The organism is Hymenobacter sp. H14-R3 (assembly GCF_030063445.1).
Lineage (GTDB): Bacteria > Bacteroidota > Bacteroidia > Cytophagales > Hymenobacteraceae > Hymenobacter.
In genome coordinates this window covers 233,743-256,690 of sequence record NZ_JASITD010000001.1, presented here as the reverse complement: position 1 = coordinate 256,690, position 22,948 = coordinate 233,743, and the positions used below count along the sequence as shown (strand labels likewise).

At 52.9% G+C, this 22,948-nt stretch carries 18 protein-coding genes and 4 tRNA genes; 20 read left to right on the top strand and 2 right to left on the bottom strand.

Annotated elements, in window-relative coordinates:
• Positions 1-19 precede the first annotated feature (19 nt).
• Positions 20-523, bottom strand: coding sequence for an acyl-CoA carboxylase biotin carboxyl carrier protein subunit (locus QMK33_RS01235; protein WP_283562718.1), 504 nt, complete (start codon positions 521-523; stop codon positions 20-22).
• 247 nt (positions 524-770) lie between these two features.
• On the opposite strand from QMK33_RS01235, the gene QMK33_RS01230 reads away from it, so the two are divergent.
• The 20 genes from QMK33_RS01230 (at position 771) to rpsJ (ending at position 21,992) form a co-directional block, all read left to right on the top strand.
• The gene (locus QMK33_RS01230; protein ID WP_283562717.1) at positions 771-3,191 is read left to right on the top strand and encodes a M1 family aminopeptidase; all 2,421 of its coding nucleotides are present in this window, start codon (positions 771-773) and stop codon (positions 3,189-3,191) included.
• 170 nt (positions 3,192-3,361) lie between these two features.
• Positions 3,362-3,441, top strand: a tRNA-Tyr gene (locus QMK33_RS01225).
• Positions 3,442-3,464: 23 nt separating this feature from the next.
• Positions 3,465-3,537 (top strand) — tRNA-Gly (locus QMK33_RS01220).
• Between the two features lie 30 nt (positions 3,538-3,567).
• Positions 3,568-3,639 (top strand) — tRNA-Thr (locus tag QMK33_RS01215).
• Between the two features lie 168 nt (positions 3,640-3,807).
• Complete coding sequence (gene tuf / locus QMK33_RS01210) at positions 3,808-4,995, top strand: elongation factor Tu (RefSeq protein ID WP_283562716.1); 1,188 nt, start codon at positions 3,808-3,810, stop codon at positions 4,993-4,995.
• Positions 4,996-5,121: 126 nt separating this feature from the next.
• A tRNA-Trp gene (locus tag QMK33_RS01205) sits at positions 5,122-5,192 on the top strand.
• A 55-nt stretch (positions 5,193-5,247) separates the two neighbouring features.
• Positions 5,248-5,445, top strand: coding sequence for a preprotein translocase subunit SecE (gene secE / locus QMK33_RS01200; RefSeq protein ID WP_283562715.1), 198 nt, complete (start codon positions 5,248-5,250; stop codon positions 5,443-5,445).
• Positions 5,446-5,455: 10 nt separating this feature from the next.
• Positions 5,456-6,013 carry a transcription termination/antitermination protein NusG gene (gene nusG, locus QMK33_RS01195; RefSeq protein ID WP_173116087.1) on the top strand — a complete coding sequence of 186 codons (558 nt, stop codon included), beginning with the start codon at positions 5,456-5,458 and terminating at the stop codon, positions 6,011-6,013.
• A gap of 115 nt (positions 6,014-6,128) precedes the next feature.
• Positions 6,129-6,572: a 50S ribosomal protein L11 gene (gene rplK / locus QMK33_RS01190; protein WP_068340394.1), complete on the top strand. Its 444-nt coding sequence runs from the start codon at positions 6,129-6,131 to the stop codon at positions 6,570-6,572.
• Positions 6,573-6,592: 20 nt separating this feature from the next.
• Positions 6,593-7,291 (top strand): 50S ribosomal protein L1, encoded by a 699-nt coding sequence (gene rplA, locus QMK33_RS01185; RefSeq protein ID WP_151086067.1) that lies wholly within the window; start codon positions 6,593-6,595, stop codon positions 7,289-7,291.
• 15 nt (positions 7,292-7,306) lie between these two features.
• The gene (gene rplJ / locus QMK33_RS01180) at positions 7,307-7,861 is read left to right on the top strand and encodes a 50S ribosomal protein L10 (RefSeq protein WP_283562714.1); all 555 of its coding nucleotides are present in this window, start codon (positions 7,307-7,309) and stop codon (positions 7,859-7,861) included.
• Positions 7,862-7,922: 61 nt separating this feature from the next.
• Positions 7,923-8,297, top strand: a complete 375-nt coding sequence (gene rplL, locus QMK33_RS01175; RefSeq protein WP_283562713.1) for a 50S ribosomal protein L7/L12 — start codon at positions 7,923-7,925, stop codon at positions 8,295-8,297.
• 420 nt (positions 8,298-8,717) lie between these two features.
• Positions 8,718-12,584 carry a DNA-directed RNA polymerase subunit beta gene (gene rpoB / locus QMK33_RS01170; RefSeq protein WP_283562855.1) on the top strand — a complete coding sequence of 1,289 codons (3,867 nt, stop codon included), beginning with the start codon at positions 8,718-8,720 and terminating at the stop codon, positions 12,582-12,584.
• Positions 12,585-12,864: 280 nt separating this feature from the next.
• Positions 12,865-17,220 carry a DNA-directed RNA polymerase subunit beta' gene (gene rpoC, locus QMK33_RS01165; protein WP_283562712.1) on the top strand — a complete coding sequence of 1,452 codons (4,356 nt, stop codon included), beginning with the start codon at positions 12,865-12,867 and terminating at the stop codon, positions 17,218-17,220.
• A gap of 104 nt (positions 17,221-17,324) precedes the next feature.
• Positions 17,325-17,687, top strand: coding sequence for a hypothetical protein (locus tag QMK33_RS01160; RefSeq protein ID WP_283562711.1), 363 nt, complete (start codon positions 17,325-17,327; stop codon positions 17,685-17,687).
• A 247-nt stretch (positions 17,688-17,934) separates the two neighbouring features.
• A complete protein-coding gene (locus QMK33_RS01155) occupies positions 17,935-18,261 on the top strand; it encodes a DUF3467 domain-containing protein (protein WP_283562710.1) in 327 nt (108 codons plus the stop codon).
• Between the two features lie 132 nt (positions 18,262-18,393).
• Complete coding sequence (rpsL, locus tag QMK33_RS01150; RefSeq protein WP_068340417.1) at positions 18,394-18,825, top strand: 30S ribosomal protein S12; 432 nt, start codon at positions 18,394-18,396, stop codon at positions 18,823-18,825.
• Positions 18,826-18,922: 97 nt separating this feature from the next.
• Entirely contained in the window at positions 18,923-19,390 is a 468-nt protein-coding gene (gene rpsG / locus QMK33_RS01145) for a 30S ribosomal protein S7 (RefSeq protein WP_133656894.1), read from the top strand.
• Positions 19,391-19,500: 110 nt separating this feature from the next.
• Positions 19,501-21,639 carry an elongation factor G gene (fusA, locus tag QMK33_RS01140; RefSeq protein ID WP_283562709.1) on the top strand — a complete coding sequence of 713 codons (2,139 nt, stop codon included), beginning with the start codon at positions 19,501-19,503 and terminating at the stop codon, positions 21,637-21,639.
• 47 nt (positions 21,640-21,686) lie between these two features.
• Positions 21,687-21,992 (top strand): 30S ribosomal protein S10, encoded by a 306-nt coding sequence (gene rpsJ / locus QMK33_RS01135; RefSeq protein ID WP_068340426.1) that lies wholly within the window; start codon positions 21,687-21,689, stop codon positions 21,990-21,992.
• Positions 21,993-22,070: 78 nt separating this feature from the next.
• On the opposite strand, the gene QMK33_RS01130 is transcribed toward rpsJ, so the two are convergent.
• The gene (locus tag QMK33_RS01130; RefSeq protein WP_283562708.1) at positions 22,071-22,892 is read right to left on the bottom strand and encodes a glycosyltransferase; all 822 of its coding nucleotides are present in this window, start codon (positions 22,890-22,892) and stop codon (positions 22,071-22,073) included.
• Between the last annotated feature and the right edge of the window lie 56 nt (positions 22,893-22,948).

Sequence of the window (22,948 nt, the reverse complement as noted above, 5' to 3'; positions counted from 1 at the left end):
CGGGTGGGAGGGAGGGTAGCTAGGCAAATTTTACCAGTACCTGCCCCTTGGTAACGTTGGCGCGTAGCACCACGGCAATGCTGGCAATGGTGCCATCGGTGGGGGCTTTCAAAATGTTTTCCATCTTCATGGCTTCTAGTACCAGCAGCGGGTCGCCCTTCTGCACGGCTTGGCCCGGTTGCACCCGAATATCGATGATGAGGCCTGGCATAGGCGCTTTCAACTCGTTCACCTGCTTCACCGAGGTATCGCTCAGGCCTAGCTTGTCGAGCAGTTGGTCGAACCGGTCCTTGGCCTGAAGCTCGACGCGCTGGCCGTTGATTTTCAGCACAAAAGCCTTCGCGGCATAGTCGGCCTGCACTAGTTCAGCATTGTACGATTTGCCTTGGTGCAGCACATGGTAGCGACCATCGCCCAGGGGTACCATGTCCCACACAAAGGGCTGGCCATTGAGCATAACGGAATTGGCGGCTCGGAAGTCCACCTCCCAGCTATGCGCTGGGCTAGTGCTGATATGAAGCATAAGGAAGCCGGCCCTGTTGGCCGAAATGGGGTTAAAGGTAAGCCGAATCTTAATTTCATGCGGAACTTGCTGACCTTATTCTGAGTCTGCCTCTTGCATGAAATACTTGTTTCCCGGTCAGTTTTTGGTGGTCTTTTTGGCCGGTTTTGTCGCATTCGGGCAGTCGGGAGGCAGCGGCGCGAAAGACACTCGCAAAAAAAGCAAAGAGGTAACTGCTACTGCCCCAGTTGTTTCGAGTGGCATTACGGTGCCATCTTGGCTGCCGCCTACCACGCCCTACCAACCCAGCGCTACTCAGCTTACCGACGTTACCGATACCAAGCTCGACGTGCGCTTCGACTACGCGCACCAATACCTGCTGGGCACGGCGGTGCTTACGCTTCGCTCGCACTTTTATCCCCAAACGGTAGCGGTACTTGATGCTAAAGGGTTCATTATCAAATCGGTGCAATTGGTAGATGCGAAGGCTAATAAGCCCCTCACCTATAAGTATGATAACCGTCAGCTGGTTATCAACCTCGACCATGCTTATGCGCGGGAACAGGCTTACCAACTGCGCATCACCTACGTAGCCCGGCCCAATGAGCTACCCGCCGGTGGCAGCGAAGCCATTACGGCCGCCAAGGGCTTGTATTTTATTAATCCCGTGGGTAAAGAGCCGGGTAAGCCCCGCCAAATCTGGACGCAGGGCGAGACGCAAAGTAGTTCCTGCTGGTTTCCAACCGTGGACCACCCCAATCAGCGCATGACCCAGGAAATCAGCCTGACCGTTGAGGACCAGTTCAAAACCCTCTCTAATGGCCTCCTGATTACCTCCAAAAAGAACCCCGACGGCTCGCGCACCGATACGTGGCACCAAAGCCTGCCCGCCGCGCCCTACCTCACCATGCTGGCTGTGGGCGACTTCGCCGTGGTATCGGATACCTGGCACGGCAAAGCCGTTGATTATTACGTCGAGCCCAAGTTTAAAAACACTGCGAAAGCCGTTTTTGGCCACACGCCCGAAATGCTAGAATTCTTTTCCAAGCGCTTGGGCGTAGAATTCCCTTGGGAGAAGTACTCCCAGATTGCCGTACGCGACTACGTGAGCGGCGCCATGGAAAATACCACCGCCACGGTGCATGGAGCCACTATCCAAGCTACTCGCCGGGAGCTATTCGATAACACTTACGAAACCTCCGAGTCCGTAATCGCCCACGAGTTGTTTCACCAATGGTTTGGCGATTATGTCACCTGCGAGTCGTGGAGCAACCTGCCTCTTAACGAGAGCTTTGCCAACTACTCGCAGTACCTCTGGGCCGAGCACAAGTACGGGGCCGATGCCGCCGCCCTCGTGCAACAGCAAGACTTGGCGCACTACTTGGAGGAAGCTGAGTCGAAGCGCGAGCCCCTCATTCGCTACCACTATGCTAACCGGGAGGACATGTTCGACCGCCACTCCTACGAGAAGGGGGGCCGGGTACTGCACATGCTGCGCAAGTACGTGGGCGATGAAGCCTTCTTCACCGCCCTCAATCGCTACTTAAATCAAAATAAATTTACTGCGGTTGAAATCAGTGACTTGCGCACAGCCTTTGAAGAAACGACTGGCGAAGACCTGAAGTGGTTTTTCGACCAGTGGTTTCTGGAGCGAGGCCACCCCGAGTTAAAGGTATCGCACTCCTACAGCAATGGCCAAGTGCTGCTGCGCGTGCAGCAAACCCAGGATACCCTGTTTCAGCCAGTGTTTCGCCTGCCCGTCACGGTCACGGTCTGGCAGAAGGAAAAGCCGACTAACCATCAAATCACCATTACCAAAGCCGACCAAACATTCTCCTTCCTCGCCGCCGACAAGCCCACTATGGTCAAGTTTGACAGCGAAAGCCAGCTATTGGCCCAGTTGGATGAAGAGCGTACAATGGAGGAAATAATCTTCCAGTTTTACCACGCCCAGAACTACTTGCAGAAATACGAGGCACTCGACCTACTGCAAAACAAGACGACTGACTTCGCCGTTAGTGGCTTGTTACGTAATGCCTTATCTGACAATTTCTTTGCCGTGCGCCGCACTACGCTCGATCACCTACGGGGCTATCGTGGCCCTAATGTGAGTGCCGTGCGCACCGAAGTGCAGCGCCTGGCTACTACCGACCCTAGCAGCGTGGTGCGCGCCCAAGCCTTAGTTACCCTAGCTGCCTTCCCCAACGAAAATTACACCACTACCTACCAGGCCGCTCTCCGCGATAGCTCTTACCTAGTAGAGGCCGCTGCCATTGAAGCGCTGGCCAAATTGCCTTCCGCCAACTCCCGGACGCAGATAGCAGCTCTTGAAAATACTCCTAGCTCCAGCCTGCTCGTAGCCATTGCCGGTTATTACGCCCAGCGTGGTAGCCTCGACCAGTATGCCTGGTTCCTGCGTCGCCTTCCCGACCTCACCGACACCGACCTTTATACCTATCTCCAAGCTTTTGGCGCATTCATGGTGCAAGTACCCGTCATCGAGCGCGAAAAAGGTGTGCATACGCTCGAAAAGCTAGCGCGAACCCACCCCCAGTATTTTGTGCGTCTTGGGGCTTATCGTGGGCTGCTCGCACTCGTACCTAGTCAACCCGACTTAAAAAGTGTGTTATTCGACATTAAAAATAAGGAAACTGATGAGCGGCTCAAAAGCTATTATAACTTAATGTAAACCAAGGTAAAGGCGCTTAGCGAGGCAGGCTACTACAGGTTGTTAAAACGTTAATTTCAGCAAAAGAAGTAAGGTTTCCACAACTTTTTCTGCGCTAACCCTTGCATTGTCCCCAAAAACCTGTACTTTTGCGTCTCAATTACAGTAAACGACTGGGTTGGCAAACAAATGGGGGTATCGCATAGTGGCAATTGCGGGTGACTGTAACTCACCTCCTTCGGGTTCATAGGTTCGAGTCCTGTTACCCCCACATTTGAAAAGAGTAGACAAACTGCGGGAGTAGCTCAGCTGGTAGAGCGGCAGCCTTCCAAGCTGCAGGTCGCGGGTTCGAACCTCGTCTCCCGCTCACGGTCCTCACCTTAAGAATACCTTTTAAGCCGTTTTAGCTCAGTGGTAGAGCACTTCCTTGGTAAGGAAGAGGTCATGGGTTCAAATCCCATAAATGGCTCAGCATTTTACGGAACTCCCTACCTTCGGGTCAGGTTAGGGCCGGGTCAGCAAGAGAAGCGATACACAGCACACAAGCCTGAATTGGCCCTGGCTGGGTTTCGCTTTCTTGCCATATAAGGCCACTTGCTTTTAATTTTTACTTCCCCTCTTTTTCTACCTCTTTACAATGGCTAAAGAAAATTTCGACCGGTCGAAGCCGCACGTAAACATCGGCACCATCGGTCACGTCGACCACGGCAAGACTACCCTGACTGCTGCTATCACGCAGGTGCTGGCTGGCAAAGGTTTGGCCGAAAAGCGCGATTTCGGTTCGATTGATAACGCCCCCGAGGAAAAAGAGCGTGGTATCACCATCAACACTTCGCACGTAGAGTACTCGACGGTTAATCGTCACTACGCACACGTTGACTGTCCTGGTCACGCCGACTATGTGAAGAACATGGTAACCGGTGCTGCCCAGATGGACGGTGCTATCCTTGTGGTAGCTGCTACCGACGGCCCGATGCCCCAGACCCGCGAGCATATCCTGCTTGCCCGTCAGGTAGGTGTTCCCCAGTTGGTGGTGTTCATGAACAAAGTGGATATGGTGGATGACCCCGAGCTGCTTGAGCTCGTGGAAATGGAAATTCGCGAACTCCTCTCGTTCTATAACTTCGATGGCGATAACATTCCGGTTATCCAAGGTTCGGCCCTCGGTGGCCTGAACGGCGATGCTAATTGGGTACCCAAAATCGAAGAGTTGATGGACGCTGTTGACTCGTTCATTCCGATTCCTGCTCGTCTGACCGACTTGCCTTTCCTGATGCCTGTTGAGGATGTGTTCTCGATTACGGGCCGTGGCACCGTTGCCACCGGTCGTATCGAACGCGGTATCATCAACTCGGGTGAGCAAGTTGACATCCTCGGCATGGGTGCCGAAGGCTTGAAGTCGACGGTAACGGGTGTGGAGATGTTCCGCAAAATCCTGGACCGTGGCGAAGCTGGCGACAACGTGGGTCTGTTGCTCCGTGGCATTGAAAAAGAAGCCATCCGTCGCGGCATGGTTATTTGCAAGCCCGGTTCGGTAAAGCCCCACCAGAAGTTCAAGGCTGAGGTGTACGTTCTCTCGAAAGAGGAAGGCGGCCGCCACACTCCTTTCTTCAACAACTACCGTCCGCAGTTCTACCTGCGTACCACTGACGTTACCGGCATCATCACCCTCCCCGAGGGCGTTGAAATGGTAATGCCCGGCGACAACATCACCATCACGGTTGAGCTCATCAACAAGGTGGCAATGGAGAAGGGTCTCCGTTTTGCTATCCGTGAGGGCGGCCGTACGGTAGGTGCCGGTCAGGTAACCGAGATTCTTGACTAGTTTTAGTACAATTGCTAAAAATTAACATAATCCGCTCTCAGTTTTCTGGGAGCGGATTTGTTTTGTTCAGAATGTTTCGTACCTTTGCACTCCCGTAAGCAAATAGTGTTGACGGTTTTGTTACCCACGAGTGTAGTTCAAGGGTAGAATAGAGGTCTCCAAAACCTTTGATGGGAGTTCGAATCTCTCCACTCGTGCTACTTTAGTCGCTGCGGCGGCGGTACTTCATGCCTTTACCGGCTTTTTGCAACCATGGCTAAGCTGAACAATTATTTCCGCGACACCATCGAGGAAATGCGTTACAATGTAACGTGGCCTTCAACCACCGAGCTGCAAAAAAGCGCTGGGCTGGTACTGATTGGCTCGCTGGTATTTGCCGCCGTGGTTGGTTTGATGGACGTGAGCTTTAACTCCGCCCTCAATTCTTTTTATTCAACTTTCGCCCGCTAGGTTTTAAGAAATGGGTGAGTTGAAATGGTACGTGGTACGCTCGGTGAGCGGCCAGGAAAAGAAAGCCAAAACATATATGGAGACTGAAATCGGTCGGCACAATTTGCAGGAGCTTCTCCCGCAGGTGCTGATTCCGATTGAGAAGGTCTTCGAGATGCGCAACGGTAAGAAGCGCGTTCGTGAGCGTAACCTATACCCCGGATATATTATTATCCACTCCGATTTGACGCACGGCGAGGTTCAGAACATTATTACCTCTACGCCTGGCGTAATTGGTTTCTTGGGCGACAAGGAAACCAAGACGACTAACGCTAAGCCAGTGCCGCTTTCGCTTACTGAGGTAAACCGTTTACTGGGCGTAGTTGATGAGGCGGAAGAGAAATCAGCCGAAATTGAAACTCCCTTTACGGTGGGTGAGTTGGTCAAGGTTATCGATGGTCCTTTCAACGGCTTCAGCGGCAACGTCAACGAAGTTTTTGAGGAGCGTAAGAAACTAAACGTTATTGTGAAAATTTTCGGCCGCGCTCAGCCCGTAGAGTTGAGCTACACGCAGGTAGAAAAAGAGTAACGTATTATACGTCGTCTGATATCCACTCCGGTCAGGCGGGGCTTCCACATAGGAGTATTATCTGAACTGAGGTTGACGCGAGTTACGTCACGCCAATCGCAGCTTTATAAACCAAATGGCCAAAGAAATTAGAGGTTACCTGAAACTTCAGGTAAAGGGAGGCTCCGCGAATCCCGCGCCGCCGATTGGACCTGCGCTTGGTAGTAAAGGCTTGAATATCATGGAGTTTTGCAAGCAGTTTAATGCGCGCACCCAAGATAAAGCTGGCCAAATCTGCCCCGTCCTGATTACGATGTACACGGATAAGTCTTTTGACTTTGTTATCAAGACTCCTCCGGTACCAGTTCTCCTTATGGATGCCGCCAAGTTGCAGAACGGTTCGAAAGAGCCTAACCGTAACAAAGTGGGCTCGGTAACGTGGGACCAGGTTCGTACTATCGCCGAAACCAAAATGCCCGACCTGAACGCTTTCAAAGTGGAGTCGGCCATGAAGCAAGTAGCCGGCACGGCTCGTAGCATGGGTATCACCGTGAAGGGCGACTCGCCTTTTGCTGAATAACTAACCGGAGGATATACACAATGGCAGCAATCAGCAAAAAGCGCAAGGAAGCCCTTGCCAAACACGACCTGACGCAGGTACGCAGCCTGCTCGAAGCCGCGCAAGTGGTAAAAGATATCACTTACACCAAGTTCGATGCCTCTGTTGATATCGACGTTCGCCTCGGCGTAGACCCCCGCAAAGCCGACCAGATGGTGCGCGGTGTTGCTACCCTGCCTCACGGCACTGGCAAAACCGTTCGCGTTCTGGCCCTCGTGCCCGCCGACAAAGAAGCCGAAGCTACAGCAGCTGGTGCCGACTTCGTTGGTCTGGACGATTACATTGCCAAAATCGAGAAGGGCTGGACTGACATTGACGTAATCATCACCATGCCTTCTGTAATGGCTAAGGTCGGTCGTTTGGGTCGTGTACTTGGCCCGCGTGGTCTAATGCCAAACCCGAAGTCGGGTACGGTAACGACCGACGTAGCTAAGGCGGTGCAGGAAGTGAAAGCTGGTAAAATCGACTTTAAGGTTGATAAAACCGGTATCATTCACTGCTCGGTAGGTAAGGTTTCGTTCGACCCCAGCAAGCTGGCCGAGAACGCTTTGGAAGTAATTCAGACGCTTGGTCGTCTGAAGCCTTCTTCGTCGAAAGGCACCTACATCCGTAGCATCACGCTCAGTAGCACTATGTCGCCGGCAGTGCCGGTTGACAGCACGGTTTCTTCCGCTAACTAATAATATCAACCAACCATGAATCGGGAAGAAAAACAAACCCTCGTGGATGAGTTGAGCGAGAAGTTCCAGTCGCACAACGCATTCTATATCGCCGATGCCTCGGGCATGTCGGTAGCGAAAATCAACGATTTCCGTCGCCTTTGCTATAACCGCGGGCTGGAATTCAAAGTCTACAAAAACTCTTTCATCCGCAAAGCTCTCGATACCCTCGGCGGCGACACGGCGGAGATGGATGCAGCGCTGGTAGGCCAGTCAGGCGTATTGTTCTCGAAAGAGAGCGGCTCGGCTCCTGCTAAGTTGCTAAAAGACTTCTACAAGCAGCAGGCTTACGGTCGTAATGTTACGCCGAAGCCCGTGTTGAAAGGTGCTTATGTAGCTGCTGGCATCTATGTAGGTGCTGACCAGCTTGAAGCCTTGAGCACCATCAAAGGCAAGAACGAACTCATTGGTGAGGTTATCGGCTTGCTGCAATCGCCCGCTAAAAATGTTATCTCTGCTCTGTCGAGCGGTGGCAACATTCTGGCTGGCCTCCTCAAAACGCTTTCCGAAAAAGAAGAAGCTGCAGGCTAACCGCTGCTCATCCTTTTCAACTTTAAATTTCCAACACAACCTTTTTTACCAATCTACAGAAATGGCAGATTTGAAAGCCTTCGCTGAGCAGCTTGTTAGCCTCACCGTTAAAGAAGTAAACGAACTCGCAGGTATCCTGAAGGATGAATACGGCATCGAGCCGGCTGCTGCTGCTGCTCCCGCCGGTGCTGCTGGCCCGGCTGCTGCTGAGGCTCCCGAGGAGAAGACGACGTTTGATGTTATCCTGAAAGCTGCTGGTGGCGCTAAGCTGGCCGTAGTTAAGTTGGTAAAAGACCTGACCGGTCTGGGCCTGAAAGAGGCTAAAGAACTGGTTGACGGTGCTCCTAAAGCACTGAAAGAAGGTGTTACCAAAGATGAGGCTGAAGGCCTGAAGAAGCAGCTTGAAGAAGCTGGTGCTGAAGTAGAAGTTAAGTAGGTTCGCCTACGGGCTTGCTCCCGAATCGGATTAGGCCTGGCAACTTAGCCAGGTCTTTTCCTGTTTGTAGAGAATAAGTCGAATTTTGCAACTCAAAGCTTTTGCTTTTGGTTGTCTTAGGCTAGCAATTTTCTTCTTCTATCATCCCGCATGGAGCGAAGTAAATAAAGGACCTTATCACGTTACACGTCGCAAGAGTTTCGGACTCATCTGACAATCAACGTGGTAAGGTCCTTTGCTGCGCTCACAACCCCTGGGTTTGTCTGAAGGCTTTTACCGTAGGTGCAGGTGTAAAAGCAACCTTCCAAACTTAGGTTGATAAGAGAGTTAAATCGCGTAATTACAATAGCTTACGTATACATTTTAAAACCTTTCCAATTGGCTACAACGAAAGCACTAGAGGTTGCCGAGGTCAAGCATTTGACCGGTACCAGTGAGCGAATCAATTTCGCCAAGATTAAGAAAGTTATCGAGTACCCGGACTTTCTGGACGTGCAAGTGCAGTCGTTCCAAGAGTTCTTTCAGCTTGAGACGGCTGCTGCAAGCCGCACGAATGAAGGTTTGTTCAAAGTGTTTGCTGAGAACTTCCCGATTTCGGACTCGCGCGAGAATTTTGTGCTCAACTTTATTGATTACCACGTTGACCCACCAAAATACACGGTGGATGAGTGCATCGACCGCGGCCTGACCTACGCAGTGCCGCTGAAAGCGAAGCTCCAGCTCATTTGCAACGACAAAGACAACGAAGACTTCCAGACGATTGAACAGGAAGTGTTCTTGGGCAATATTCCGTACATGACGGAAAAAGGCTCGTTCGTTATCAACGGTGCCGAGCGCGTTATTGTATCGCAGTTGCACCGCTCGCCGGGCGTGTTCTTTGCACAGAGCAAGCATACGAATGGTACAAAGCTGTATTCGGCCCGTATTATTCCGTTTAAAGGCTCGTGGATTGAATTTGCCACGGACGTGAACAACGTGATGTACGCGTATATCGACCGGAAGAAGAAATTCCCGGTTACGACGCTGTTACGTGCTATCGGCTACGGTACGGACAAGGACATTTTGGACCTGTTCGGCTTGAGCGAAGAAGTAAAGGCTGACAAGAAGAGCCTCAAAAAAGCAGTCGGTCGCAAGCTGGCCGCCCGTGTGCTCCGTACTTGGACGGAGGATTTCGTGGATGAGGACACCGGTGAAGTAGTTTCTATCGACCGGAACGAGGTGCTCCTAGAGCGCGATTCGACTATCAACGAAGAAGACATTGATACCATCGTGGAGGCCGGCGCTAAGTCGGTGATTCTGCATAAGGAGAATGTGAATATTGCGGATTTCGCAATCATTTACAATACTTTGCAGAAGGACAACTCTAACTCGGAAAAAGAAGCCGTTGAGCAGATTTACCGTCAGCTCCGTAACACGGAGGCTCCGGACGAAGAGACTGCCCGCGATATCATCCAGAAGCTATTCTTCTCGGATAAGCGCTACGACCTTGGGGAAGTAGGCCGCTACCGCATTAACAAGAAGCTTCAGATTGGTATGGAGCAGCAGTCGCGGGTACTGACGAATCAGGACATCGTGCTGATTGTGAAGTACCTGATTGGCTTGATTAACTCGAAGGCCATTGTCGATGATATTGACCACTTGAGCAATCGCCGCGTGCGCACGGTGGGCGAGCAGCTTTACGCCCAGTTTGGCGTGGGCTTGGCCCGTATGGCGCGTACCATCAAGGAGCGCATGAACGTGCGCGATAACGAGGACTTCAAGCCGGTTGACCTGATTAACGCCCGTACGCTTTCGAGCGTGATTAACTCGTTCTTCGGTACCAACCAGTTGTCGCAGTTCATGGACCAGACCAACCCACTGGCTGAGGTGACGCACAAGCGTCGCGTATCGGCCCTCGGGCCAGGAGGTCTGTCGCGCGAGCGCGCTGGCTTTGAGGTACGTGACGTACACTATACGCACTACGGTCGTCTTTGCACCATCGAAACGCCGGAAGGCCCAAATATTGGTCTGATTTCGTCGCTGTGTGTACACGCTCGGGTGAACTCGATGGGCTTTATCGAAACGCCTTATCGCCACGTGAAAGCTGGTACAGTGGACATGACTTCCAACGTGAAGTTCCTGACTGCTGAGGAAGAAGACACGCACCACATTGCGCAGGCCAACTCGTTGCTCAACAACGATGGTCAGATGACGCAGCAATTGGTGAAAGGCCGTTTCGAAGGTGACTTCCCCGTCGTAGAGCCGGGTGAGTACACGTACATGGACGTAGCTCCGAACCAGATTGTATCAGTAGCTGCCTCGTTGATTCCGTTTCTGGAGCACGATGACGCCAACCGGGCACTCATGGGCTCGAACATGCAACGCCAAGCAGTGCCGCTGCTCCGCCCCGAGGCCCCGATTGTGGGTACGGGTCTGGAAGGCCGCACGGCCATAGACTCGCGCTCGCTCATTATTGCCGAGGGCGAAGGCGTAGTTGATTCGGTAGATGCTAACCGCATCATCATCCGGTACGACCTGTCGGACGACGACGTAGCAGTAAGCTTCGACGCGGAGCGTAAGTCGTACAGCCTTATTAAGTTCCGTCGTACCAACCAGGACACTTGCCTCAATCTTACGCCGCTGGTGAAAAACGGCGAGCGGGTGGTTAAGGGCCAAGTGCTTTGCGAAGGCTATGGCACCAACAAAGGTGAATTGGCGCTGGGCCGCAACATGCAGGTAGCCTTCATGCCTTGGCAGGGTTACAACTTCGAGGATGCCATTGTCATCTCGGAGCGCGTGGTGCGTGAGGATATTTTCACTTCGATTCACATCGAAGAGTTTGAGTTGGAAGTGCGCGAGACGAAGCGCGGCGAAGAAGAGCTGACCTCGGAGATTCCGAACGTGAGCGAAGAAGCCGTGCGTAACCTCGACGACAACGGCATCATCCGCCTTGGGGCGGAGGTGAAGGAAGGCGATATTCTCATCGGTAAGATTACGCCGAAAGGTGAAACTGACCCGACCCCGGAGGAGAAGCTGCTCCGCGCCATCTTTGGTGACAAAGCTGGCGACGTGAAGGATGCCTCGCTTAAGGCACCGCCCTCCTTGCAGGGTGTGGTTATCGGTACCAAACTTTTCTCGCGGCCTAAGAAGGACAAGAACCTTCGCGCTAAGTCGAAGAAAGAGGTAGAAGACCTGAAGGAAGGCTACGCACGTGAGTTGCGCGGCGTGAAAGCAGTGATGATCGATAAGCTGGTAGGCTTGCTGGAAGGCAAGACGAGCCAGGGCATCAAGCACCGCTTTGGCGACGACGTGCTGACGAAGGGCGTGAAATTCAACCGGAAGAATATCAGCGAAGCGTTGTTCCCCGATAAGAATGCTTACCGTGACGAGAGCAACTATGCAGTGCCGGAAGAGGTGAACCTCTTCAAGGACTTGCAGCTCGACCACTGGACGGCCGACAACCGCGTGAATGAACTGCTGCTTCGCCTAGTGAAGAACTATGCCAAGCGTCGCAACACTATCACGGCTCGCTTCAAGCGTGAGCGTTTCACGCTGGAAGTTGGCGACGAATTGCCCGCCGGCATTGTGCAGCTAGCCAAGGTTTACATCGCCAAGAAGCGTAAGCTGAAGGTAGGTGATAAAATGGCTGGTCGCCACGGTAACAAGGGGGTAGTGGCCCGCATCGTGCGCGATGAGGATATGCCTTTCCTGCCCGACGGTACCCCGATGGACATTGTGCTGAACCCGCTCGGTGTACCAAGCCGGATGAACATCGGTCAGATTTACGAAACCGTACTCGGTTGGGCTGGCCTGAAATTGGGTCGCACGTACGCGACGCCGATTTTCGACGGCGCTACCGAAGATGAAGTGGCTGCCGAGCTGACTGCTGCTGACCTGCCGGATTGGGGTCGTGCATACTTGTACGATGGCCTGAGCGGCGATCGCTTCGACCAGCCGGTAACGGTGGGCGTGATTTACATGCTCAAACTCGGTCACTTGGTTGACGACAAGATGCACGCGCGTTCCATTGGACCGTACTCGCTCATTACCCAGCAGCCGTTGGGTGGTAAGGCGCAGTTCGGTGGCCAGCGCTTCGGTGAAATGGAAGTGTGGGCACTGGAGGCCTTCGGTGCCGCCAACGTGCTCCAGGAAATCCTTACTGTGAAGTCGGACGACGTGGTAGGCCGTGCCAAAGCGTATGAAGCCATTGTAAAAGGCGACGTATTGCCCAAGCCGAACATCCCCGAGTCGTTCAACGTGTTAATTCACGAGCTACGCGGTCTGGCGCTGGAAATCACACTAGAGTAATTGAGTTGCTTGCTGAGAGTTGGTCGCGTTAGCGGCCAACTCTCAGTGAGTTTTATAAAGTTTAGTTGACAAGCTGCTGGTACGAAACAGCTGTCCCGAGACAGGTCAGGGCAGTGAAGGAACCGGCCGCTTATAGTTTATAGATAAGTAGAGAAGACCTGACGAGAATCTACTACGCGGCGTATCTGTCTGACCCGTAGAGCACTTTTCGTAGCGTCAAACTGTTAGAAAATATTCTGGCAGTTCAAAGCCAAACAGCTAAAAGCTTAACACATACCTAATGGCTTTCGCAAAAAATAAGAAGTTAGTCCAAGACTTCTCCAAGGTTACTATTTCGCTAGCTTCGCCGGAAGGAATTCTGGAGCGTAGCACGGGCGAAGTAGTTAAACCTGAGACGATTAACTACCGCACGTACAAGCCCGAAATGGGTGGCTTGTTCTGCGAGCGGATTTTCGGCCCGGTGAAGGACTGGGAGTGCCATTGCGGCAAATACAAGCGCATCCGCTACAAGGGCATTATCTGCGACCGTTGTGGCGTGGAGGTGACCGAGAAGAAGGTGCGTCGGGAGCGCATGGGCCACATCGAACTGGTGGTGCCCGTAGCCCACATCTGGTACTTCAAGAGCCTGCCGAACAAAATCGGTTATTTGCTGGGCTTGCCCACCAAGAAGCTCGACCAGATTATCTACTACGAGCGCTACGTAGTGGTGCAGCCCGGCGTACAGGCCGAAGAGGGTGTGCAGCAGCTCGACTTCCTTACCGAGGACGAGTACCTGGATATCATCGACAAGCTGCCCCGCGAAAACCAGATGCTGCCCAACGAGGACCCGCAGAAGTTCATCGCCAAGATGGGTGCCGACGCGCTGCAAATGTTGCTCGAACGCATCAACCTCGACGAGTTGAGCTACTCGCTCCGCGACTCGGCTGCGCACGAAACTTCGCAACAGCGTAAGGCTGAGGCACTTAAGCGTCTGCGCGTAGTGGAGGCTTTCCGTGATGCCGCTACCCGCGTGGAGAACCGCCCCGAGTGGATGGTTATCCGCATGGTACCGGTTATCCCGCCCGAACTGCGTCCGCTCGTGCCGTTGGATGGTGGCCGTTTCGCTACCTCTGACCTGAATGATTTGTATCGTCGCGTTATCATCCGTAACAACCGCCTCAAGCGCCTGATTGAAATCAAAGCGCCGGAAGTGATTCTGCGGAATGAGAAGCGCATGTTGCAAGAGGCCGTCGATTCGCTCTTTGACAACTCACGTAAGGTGAACGCCGTGCGCGCCGAAGGCAACCGTGCCCTCAAGTCGCTATCCGATATGCTGAAAGGCAAGCAGGGCCGCTTCCGGCAGAACCTGCTCGGTAAGCGGGTTGACTATTCGGGTCGTTCGGTAATCGTTGTTGGTCCTGAGCTAAAGCTACACGAGTGCGGCCTACCCAAGAACATGGCGGCCGAGTTGTTTAAGCCGTTTATTATCCGTAAGCTCATCGAGCGCGGTATTGTGAAGACGGTGAAGTCGGCTAAGAAAATCGTGGACCGCAAGGATGCCGTAGTTTGGGACATTCTGGAGAACGTGCTGAAAGGCCATCCAGTACTCCTTAACCGGGCTCCTACGCTGCACCGCTTGGGTATCCAGGCGTTTCAGCCGCGCCTCATCGAGGGCAAGGCTATCCAGCTACACCCGCTCGTTTGTACGGCCTTCAACGCTGACTTTGACGGTGACCAGATGGCTGTGCACGTGCCCCTCGGGCCGGCTGCTATCTTGGAAGCCTCGATGCTCATGCTGGCTTCGCACAATATCCTGAACCCCGCCAACGGCGCGCCCATCGCGGTACCGTCGCAGGACATGGTCCTGGGTCTGTACTACGTTACCAAAGGCAAGCGCTCGACGGAAGGCGAAAGCATCCAGGGCGAAGGCCGGGCATTCTACTCTGATGAAGAGGTGGTTATCGCGCTCAACGAAAAGCAGCTGTCGAAGCACGCCTACATCAAGGTGCGCACGATGGTTCGCGATGAGAACGATGACCTCGTGCAGAAAACCATTGAAACCGTAGCCGGCCGCGTGCTCTTCAACCAGCTTGTGCCCGCCGAGGTAGGTTTCGTAGATGAGTTGCTGACTAAGAAGAAGTTGCAGCAAATTATCTCGATGGTGTTCAAGCGCACGGGCATGGCCCGCACAGCGGCTTTCCTGGACGACATCAAGACCCTCGGTTTCCAGTCGGCCTACAAAGGTGGCCTGAGCATGGGTCTGGGTGATATCCAGATTCCGAAAGAGAAGGACATCCTCGTAAAGCAGGCCCAAGCCGACGTAGCTGCCGTAATGCAGAACTACCAGATGGGTCTGATTACCAACAACGAGCGTTACAACCAAGTAATTGACATCTGGACCCGTATCAACTCGCAGATTACGGAGACGTTGATGGGTCGCCTCGAAAAGGAGAACCAGGGCTTCAACTCCATCTACATGATGATGCACTCGGGAGCCCGTGGCTCGCGCGAGCAGATTCGTCAGCTAGGCGGTATGCGTGGTCTGATGGCTAAGCCCCAGAAGTCGATGCAGGGTTCGGTAGGCGAGATTATCGAGAACCCGATTCTATCTAACTTCAAAGAAGGCCTAGACGTAATCGAGTACTTCATCTCGACCCACGGTGCCCGTAAAGGTCTGGCTGACACGGCTATGAAGACGGCTGACGCCGGCTACCTAACCCGTCGTCTGGTAGACGTTTCGCAGGATGTTATCGTGAACGAGCCCGATTGCGGCACGTTGCGCGGTACCGAAACCTTCGCGTTGAAGGACAACGAGGATATCGTAGAGCCACTGTCCGAGCGTATCCTCGGCCGGACGGCCGTGCACGATATCATCGACCCGCTGACCGACGAGCTGATATTGGCTTCCGGTGAGCAAATCACGGAGGAAATCACGCGCCGCATCGATGCTACCAGCATTGAGTCGGTAGAGATTCGCTCGGTACTGACTTGCGAAAGTAAGCGCGGTATCTGCGGCAAGTGCTATGGCCGTAACCTGGCCACCGGCCGCATGGTGCAAAAGGGTGAGGCCGTTGGCGTTATCGCTGCCCAGTCGATTGGGGAGCCCGGCACGCAACTGACGCTCCGCACGTTCCACGTGGGTGGTACGGCTTCTAACATTGCGGTAGAAGCTAACATCCGCGCCAAGTTCGCGGGTATTGTGGAGTTTGAAGACATCCGCACCGTAGCCGGTGTGAATGCTGAAGGCGGCGAAACCAACGTGGTAATGGGTCGCTCGGGCGAAGTTCGGATTGTGGAGAAAGGCACTGGTAAAGTGTTCATTTCCAACCACGTTCCTTACGGCTCGTTCCTCATGGCCAAAGAAGGTCAGGAAGTAGAGAAAGGCCAGGAGCTGGTAAACTGGGACCCGTACAACGCCGTTATTTTGGCCGAGTTCGATGGTATCATCCAGTATGACGCCCTGACCGAAGGCATTACTTACCGCGAAGAAACCGACGAACAGACGGGCTTCCGCGAGAAGGTAATTGTTGAATCGAAGGATAAAGCCCAAAATCCTTCGGTACTGTTGAACCCGGCCAAAGGCGCTGACGCCGATACCGCCCGGGCCTACAACATGCCGGTTGGCGCTCACTTGAACGTCGAGAACGGCAAGAAGGTGAAAGCTGGTCACATCTTGGCAAAGATTCCGCGTGCCGTGGGTAAAACCCGCGACATCACCGGTGGTCTGCCCCGCGTAGTGGAGTTGTTCGAAGCGCGTAATCCCTCGAACCCGGCCGTTGTGTCGGAAATCGATGGCGTAGTAACCTACGGCACAGTGAAGCGTGGTAACCGTGAAATCTACGTAGAGTCGAAAGACGGTGTGAAGCGGAAGTACATGGTGCCGTTGTCGAAGTTCATCCTCGTGCAGGACAACGACTTCGTGCGCGCTGGCTCGCCGCTTTCCGACGGTGCCATCACCCCGAACGACATCCTGAACATTCAGGGTCCGAGTGCGGTGCAGCAGTACCTCGTGAACGAGATTCAGGAAGTATACCGTTTGCAGGGTGTGAAAATCAATGATAAGCACATTGAAGTCATCGTCCGCCAGATGATGCAGAAAGTGCTGGTGATGGATGCCGGCGACACCAGCTTCCTCGAAAATCAGCTGGTCGATAAAGGCTCGCTGATGGAAGAGAACGATGTGGTTATTGACATGAAAGTCGTGACTGAAGCCGGTGATTCTTCGGAGTTCCGCCCCGGTCAGATTATCTCTTCCCGCAAGCTGCGCGACGAAAACTCGTCGCTCCGCCGCCGCGACCTCAAGCTCGCCGAAGTGCGCGATGCCCAGCCTGCCGTATCGCGGCCCACGCTGCAAGGCATCACGCAGGCCTCGCTGGGTACTGCTTCGTTCATCTCGGCCGCCTCCTTCCAGGAGACGACCAAGGTGCTGAGCGAAGCCGCTATCCGTGGCAAAGCCGACGAACTGCTGGGCTTGAAAGAGAACGTAATCGTCGGTCACCTCATCCCCGCCGGTACTGGCTTGCGCGAGTACCAAGGCATCGAGGTATCGTCGAAAGACGAGCAGGCTACGAAGCTGGCCAATCAGGCCGCCGAGCAAGCTGCCATCCCCGCCAAGCGCCCCTCGCGTGCCAAGCGCGAAGTGACCACGCAGGACTAACGATTGACGTAGGTTTGTAAGTGAAAACCCCGGCTAGCGTCAGCTAGTCGGGGTTTTTCGTTTCGTGCATTAGCTTTGTTTATACCGCAAATTGACTTTCCTGTATGAAAAAAGACTCAGTGGAGTACTCAGAGCTTTTAAAGCAATACGGCATGGAGCATATTATATATAGTGTTAATCTGGAGTCGGTAGAGTGGCAGGAAAAACGAAAAGAAATAATTGAGCGCGATGGAAATAAATGTACATGCTGTGGCGAACGTGCAACTTTCCCATATTTTAATGGTGAAAAGTGGATTCACGTTGCTACTTGGAATGAGATTCTAAAAAAGCAACGCTACATTTTGAATGAACACAGCAACGTAGAAGAATTTGAGTACGAGGAAGAAATGCCTTGTAGTAGCGCATCTGATGCACCTACCATTTTGCAAGTACATCATCGTTATTATATAAAAGATAGGCTTCCGTAGGAATATAAATCAAGTGCGCTTCAAACGTTATGCGCAGATTGCCACCAAAAGCTGCATAACACAGAACGAGTAAAGGTTTACGAGGCTGTTGAAGGTATGATAATGGAGCTTGATTGTCAGCCATGCAGCCGCTGTAACGGAGCTGGATATTTCCCGCAGTATAAAAAAGTGAATAATGGTAGGTGTTTTAAATGCGAGGGTGCCCGTTATTCAAACATATTATTATAAATTATTAAATATTTTCTTAATGCAACCATCCCAACCCCAAAACCCCGACCCGAACGCGCTCAATATCGAGCTAAGCGAAGAAATTGCCGAAGGTGAATATGCTAATCTTGCCCTCATCGCACATAGCACGAGCGAGTTCGTAGTAGACTTCATTCGCATGATGCCCGGTATCCCCAAAGCCAAAGTGAAGTCGCGTATAATCCTTACCCCTGAGCACGCCAAGCGGTTGCTTTCCGCCCTGGAGGAGAATATCCAGCGCTTCGAGCAGAGCTACGGCCCAATCAAGTTGCACCAGGAAACACCGACCTACCCGATGAACTTCGGCGGCGCGGTAGGGGAGGCCTAACTCACCGACTTTCAGACAGCCTAAAACCCAAAGATTAACTTTTTCAGCAAGTTTGCTATTGCCAAACTATTTTCTTACCTTTGCAGGCCTGAAAATTTGGGAGCAAACGGCTCTCGTTCAACCAATCGCTAAATGCCAACCATCAACCAACTAGTACGGAAAGGTCGGGAAGCTTTGACTACCAAGTCAAAGTCGCCTGCTCTTGACTCGTGCCCGCAGCGTCGGGGCGTATGCACTCGCGTGTATACCACCACGCCTAAGAAGCCGAACTCGGCTATGCGCAAAGTGGCCCGTGTGCGCCTTACCAACGGTAAGGAAGTAAACGCATACATCCCCGGTGAAGGCCACAACCTCCAAGAGCACAGTATCGTGCTCATTCGCGGAGGCCGGGTAAAAGACTTGCCAGGTGTTCGTTACCACATCATCCGTGGTGCGCTCGACACGGCAGGCGTAAGCGGCCGCTTGCAGCGTCGCTCGAAGTACGGCGCTAAGCGTCCGAAGCCGGGCCAACCCGCAGCAGCAGCCGGTAAAGGTGGCAAAGGCGCTCCCGCCAAGAAGAAGTAATTTATTAGTTGTCAGTTGCTGGCTAGCTACCCGTCGAGTTGTTAAACGACTTAACGCGCAGCTAGCCAGCAGCTAACAACTGACAACTATATAAACCATGCGCAAGTCAAAACCCAAAAAGCGTATCCTCCTGCCGGACCCCAAGTTCAAGGAGACGCTCGTAACCCGCTTCGTCAACTACATGATGTATGACGGGAAGAAAAACCTGGCCTACACCATTTTCTACGATGCCGTAGAGCAGGTGGAAACCCGCACCAAGGAAAGCGGCCTCGAAATGTGGCGCAAAGCGTTGAACAACGTAATGCCGACCGTAGAGGTAAAGAGCCGCCGCGTAGGTGGCGCTACCTTCCAGGTGCCGATTGAAGTGCGCGCCGACCGCCGCATTGCAGTTGGTTCGAAGTGGCTGATTCAGTACGCTCGTCGCCGTGGTGAGAAAACCATGAAAGACAAGCTGGCTGGCGAAATCATCGCCGCTGCCAAAGGCGAAGGTGCTGCCGTTAAGAAAAAGGACGACACCCACCGTATGGCCGAAGCCAACAAGGCTTTCTCGCACTTCCGTTTCTAAAACATCGGGCGTTTAGCGGGTTGATGAGTTTAGATTGAATGTTTAGCCAGTTTTGGTTGTCTTCTCTCCTGAACTCATCAATCCGCTAACGCGCTAATTAACCCACCGTAATGGCAGTCAACAAAGAGCTACAATACCTGCGCAATATTGGCATCATGGCCCACATTGACGCGGGCAAGACGACCACTTCGGAGCGCATTCTGTACTACACCGGCAAAACCCACAAAATCGGGGAGGTGCACGACGGAGCTGCTACGATGGACTGGATGGAGCAGGAGCAGGAGCGTGGTATCACTATCACCTCGGCCGCTACGACCACTTTCTGGAACTACCCCACTGACGCGCAGGGTAATTCGATTCCCGACACGCACCAGTACAAAATCAACCTCATTGATACCCCCGGTCACGTTGACTTTACGGTAGAAGTGGAGCGCTCGTTGCGCGTGTTGGACGGGGCCGTAGCCTTGTTCTGCGCCGTGTCGGGGGTAGAGCCGCAGTCGGAGACTGTGTGGCGTCAGGCTGACAAGTATAGCGTTCCCCGCATTTGCTTCGTCAATAAGATGGACCGTGCCGGCGCTGACTTCTTCAAGGCTGTAGCCGAGATTAAGGAAAAGCTCGGTGCTAACCCCGTGCCGCTGCAAATTCCGATTGGTGCTGAAGACACGTTCAAAGGTGTAGTTGACCTCCTCACTGGCAAAGCCATTGTATGGGACGACGCCACCGAAGGCAAGTCGTACAATGAAGTTCCGGTTCCCGAAGACCTCGTGGATACGGTAGCCGAGTGGCGCGAGAAGCTCATCGAGAGCGTTGCTGAGTACGATGATACCTTGATGGAGAAATTCTTCGAGGACCCGGAAAGCATTACCCGCGAAGAAATGATGGTCGTTATCCGCAAAGCGGTAATTGACATGAAATTCTCGCCCGTATTGTGCGGCTCGGCCTTCAAAAACAAGGGTGTGCAGACGATGCTGGATGCCGTGATGGCCTACCTGCCGTCGCCCCTCGACATGCCCGCCATCATTGGTACTAACCCAGACAACGGTGCTGAGGTAGAGCGCCACCCCGACAACTCGGAGCCGTTCACCGCTTTGGCGTTCAAGATTGCTACTGACCCTTACGTAGGCCGCTTATGCTTCTTCCGCTGCTACAGCGGTGTGCTGAACGGTGGTTCATATGTACTGAACAACCGCACCGGCAAGAAGGAACGTATCTCGCGCCTCATGCAGATGCACTCCAACAAGCAGAACCAAATCGACAGCATCCAAGCTGGTGATATTGCTGCTGGTGTTGGTTTCAAAGACATCAAAACTGGTGATACGCTGACCGACGAAAAATCGCCGCTCGTGCTTGAGTCGATGTCGTTCCCTGAGCCCGTAATCGGCTATGCTATTGAGCCAAAAACGCAGGCCGACGTTGACAAAATGGGTATGGCTATCGCTAAGCTCATTGAGGAAGACCCGACCCTGCGCGTTAACACCGATACCGAGACTGGCCAGACCATTCTTCGTGGTATGGGCGAGTTGCACTTGGAAATCATCATTGACCGGATGCGTCGTGAATTCAAGGTAGAAATCAACCAGGGTGCCCCACAGGTAGCCTACAAGGAGATTTTGACCAAGAAAGTCGACCACCGCGAAACCTACAAGAAGCAAACCGGTGGCCGTGGTAAATTTGGCGATATCGAGTTTGAACTTGGTCCGAAAGAAACCGAGCCCGAAAAGCCTGGTTTTGAATTCGACAATGCTATTGTTGGTGGTGTAATTCCGCGTGAATTCATTGCGCCTATCCAGAAAGGTTTTGAAGAGGCAATGAAGCAGGGCCCGCTGGCTGGCTTCCCAATTGAAGGTATGAAGGTGAAGCTGTATCACGGCTCCTTCCACGACGTTGACTCGGACGCCCTGTCGTTTGAACTCGCCGCCCGTGGTGGTTTCCGCGAAGCAGCCCGCAAAGCCGGCCCAAAATTGCTTGAGCCTATTATGGCTGTTGAAGTAGTTTGCCCTGACGAGTACACCGGCCCGGTAACGGGTGACTTGAACCGCCGCCGTGGCCTGATGAAGGGCATGGATACCAAAGGCGGTGCTCAGATTATCAAAGCAGATGTGCCCCTGTCGGAGTTGTTCGGCTACGTAACCGACCTGCGTACGTTGTCGTCGGGCCGTGCCTCGGCTTCGCTTACTTTCTCGCACTACGAGGTAGTACCGCAAAACATGGCAGATGCAATCATCGCTAAAATAAAAGGCGGCAAATAGTTTCCTTTCAGCTTGTCACACCCTGAGGCAATCGGCCTCTAAACACCATGAATCAAAAAATCAGAATCAAGCTGAAAAGCTACGACCACAACTTGGTCGATAAATCGGCAGAAAAAATCGTGAAAGCGGTTAAAGCGACCGGTGCTATTGTAAGTGGTCCTATTCCGTTGCCTACGGAAAAGGAGAAATATACCGTACTTCGCTCGCCCCACGTGAACAAGAAGAGCCGGGAGCAATTTCAGCTTTGTACGTACAAGCGTTTGGTTGATATTTTCTCGACCAGCAGTAAGACGGTAGACGCGCTGATGAAGCTGGAACTGCCTAGCGGCGTTGACGTTGAAATCAAAGTTTGAACTTGAGATTTGAGTACTAAAAAGGCCCCGTCAGTATTGCTGGCGGGGCCTTCTTAGCGTTTACTGAGTACTTTATATTTACTGGACCAAGCCGTAAGGTGTAAAAGCTTGGCTTTCACGTACTACATGCTCATATAATGCTCTATTGGCTTCAGGGCGTGGTAGTAGCTTGTGGTGGCAATGATAAGTAACTGCGATGTTGAGAACAGGTATGACTTTTACACCATTTAGCCGCAAGCGAAATTCTACATCTGAGTCCTCCCCAAAGGTGGGAGCATTGTATCTTTCGTCGAAGCCATTTATAGCTTCTAAGTCGGCTTTCATCACAGAGAAGTTGGCCCCTAATAGCCCTCGCTCCTTACGATTGAAGTAACTCCTTAGTAGTGGATTGGTTACATATAATCCATTCATGAAATGGAATGTGCGGCGAGTTAAAAAACCGATTAATTGCCCTATGGCAGTGTAGGGGCTCTGTAATACTCCTTGGCGCACACGCACGGGCGTAAGTTGGCGCGTAAGGCGATCGGACAGGTCAATGCGCCGCCCGGCTAGGCATCGGTCGGGGCCACCCAGGGCTAGGTGTTCTGCTACGAAGGCAGGATGGGGAATGCAGTCACCATCCAAAAAAATGAGTTGTGCGCCTTGAGCCGACCTGATAGAAACGTTCAGAATGCGGTTTTTTAGAAAGCCAGTATCTGGGTGCCAGTTGTGGGAAATACGCAGGGGAGATACTGCTCGCAGAGTTGCTAGCTGGTTGATAAAAGCTTCATGAGAGCCATCGTCAGAAATAATTACTTCAAAATCCGGTTCCGTTTGAATTTCTAGGCCAGCTAATACTAACTGTAAAAAGTCGAATCGATTGTATACGGAAAGGATAACAGAGGCTTTCGGGCGAGTCATAGACAAAAGTAATCCGCGCTGAATGGGTGAATGGCCCAGCATTTTAAAGTTTGCAA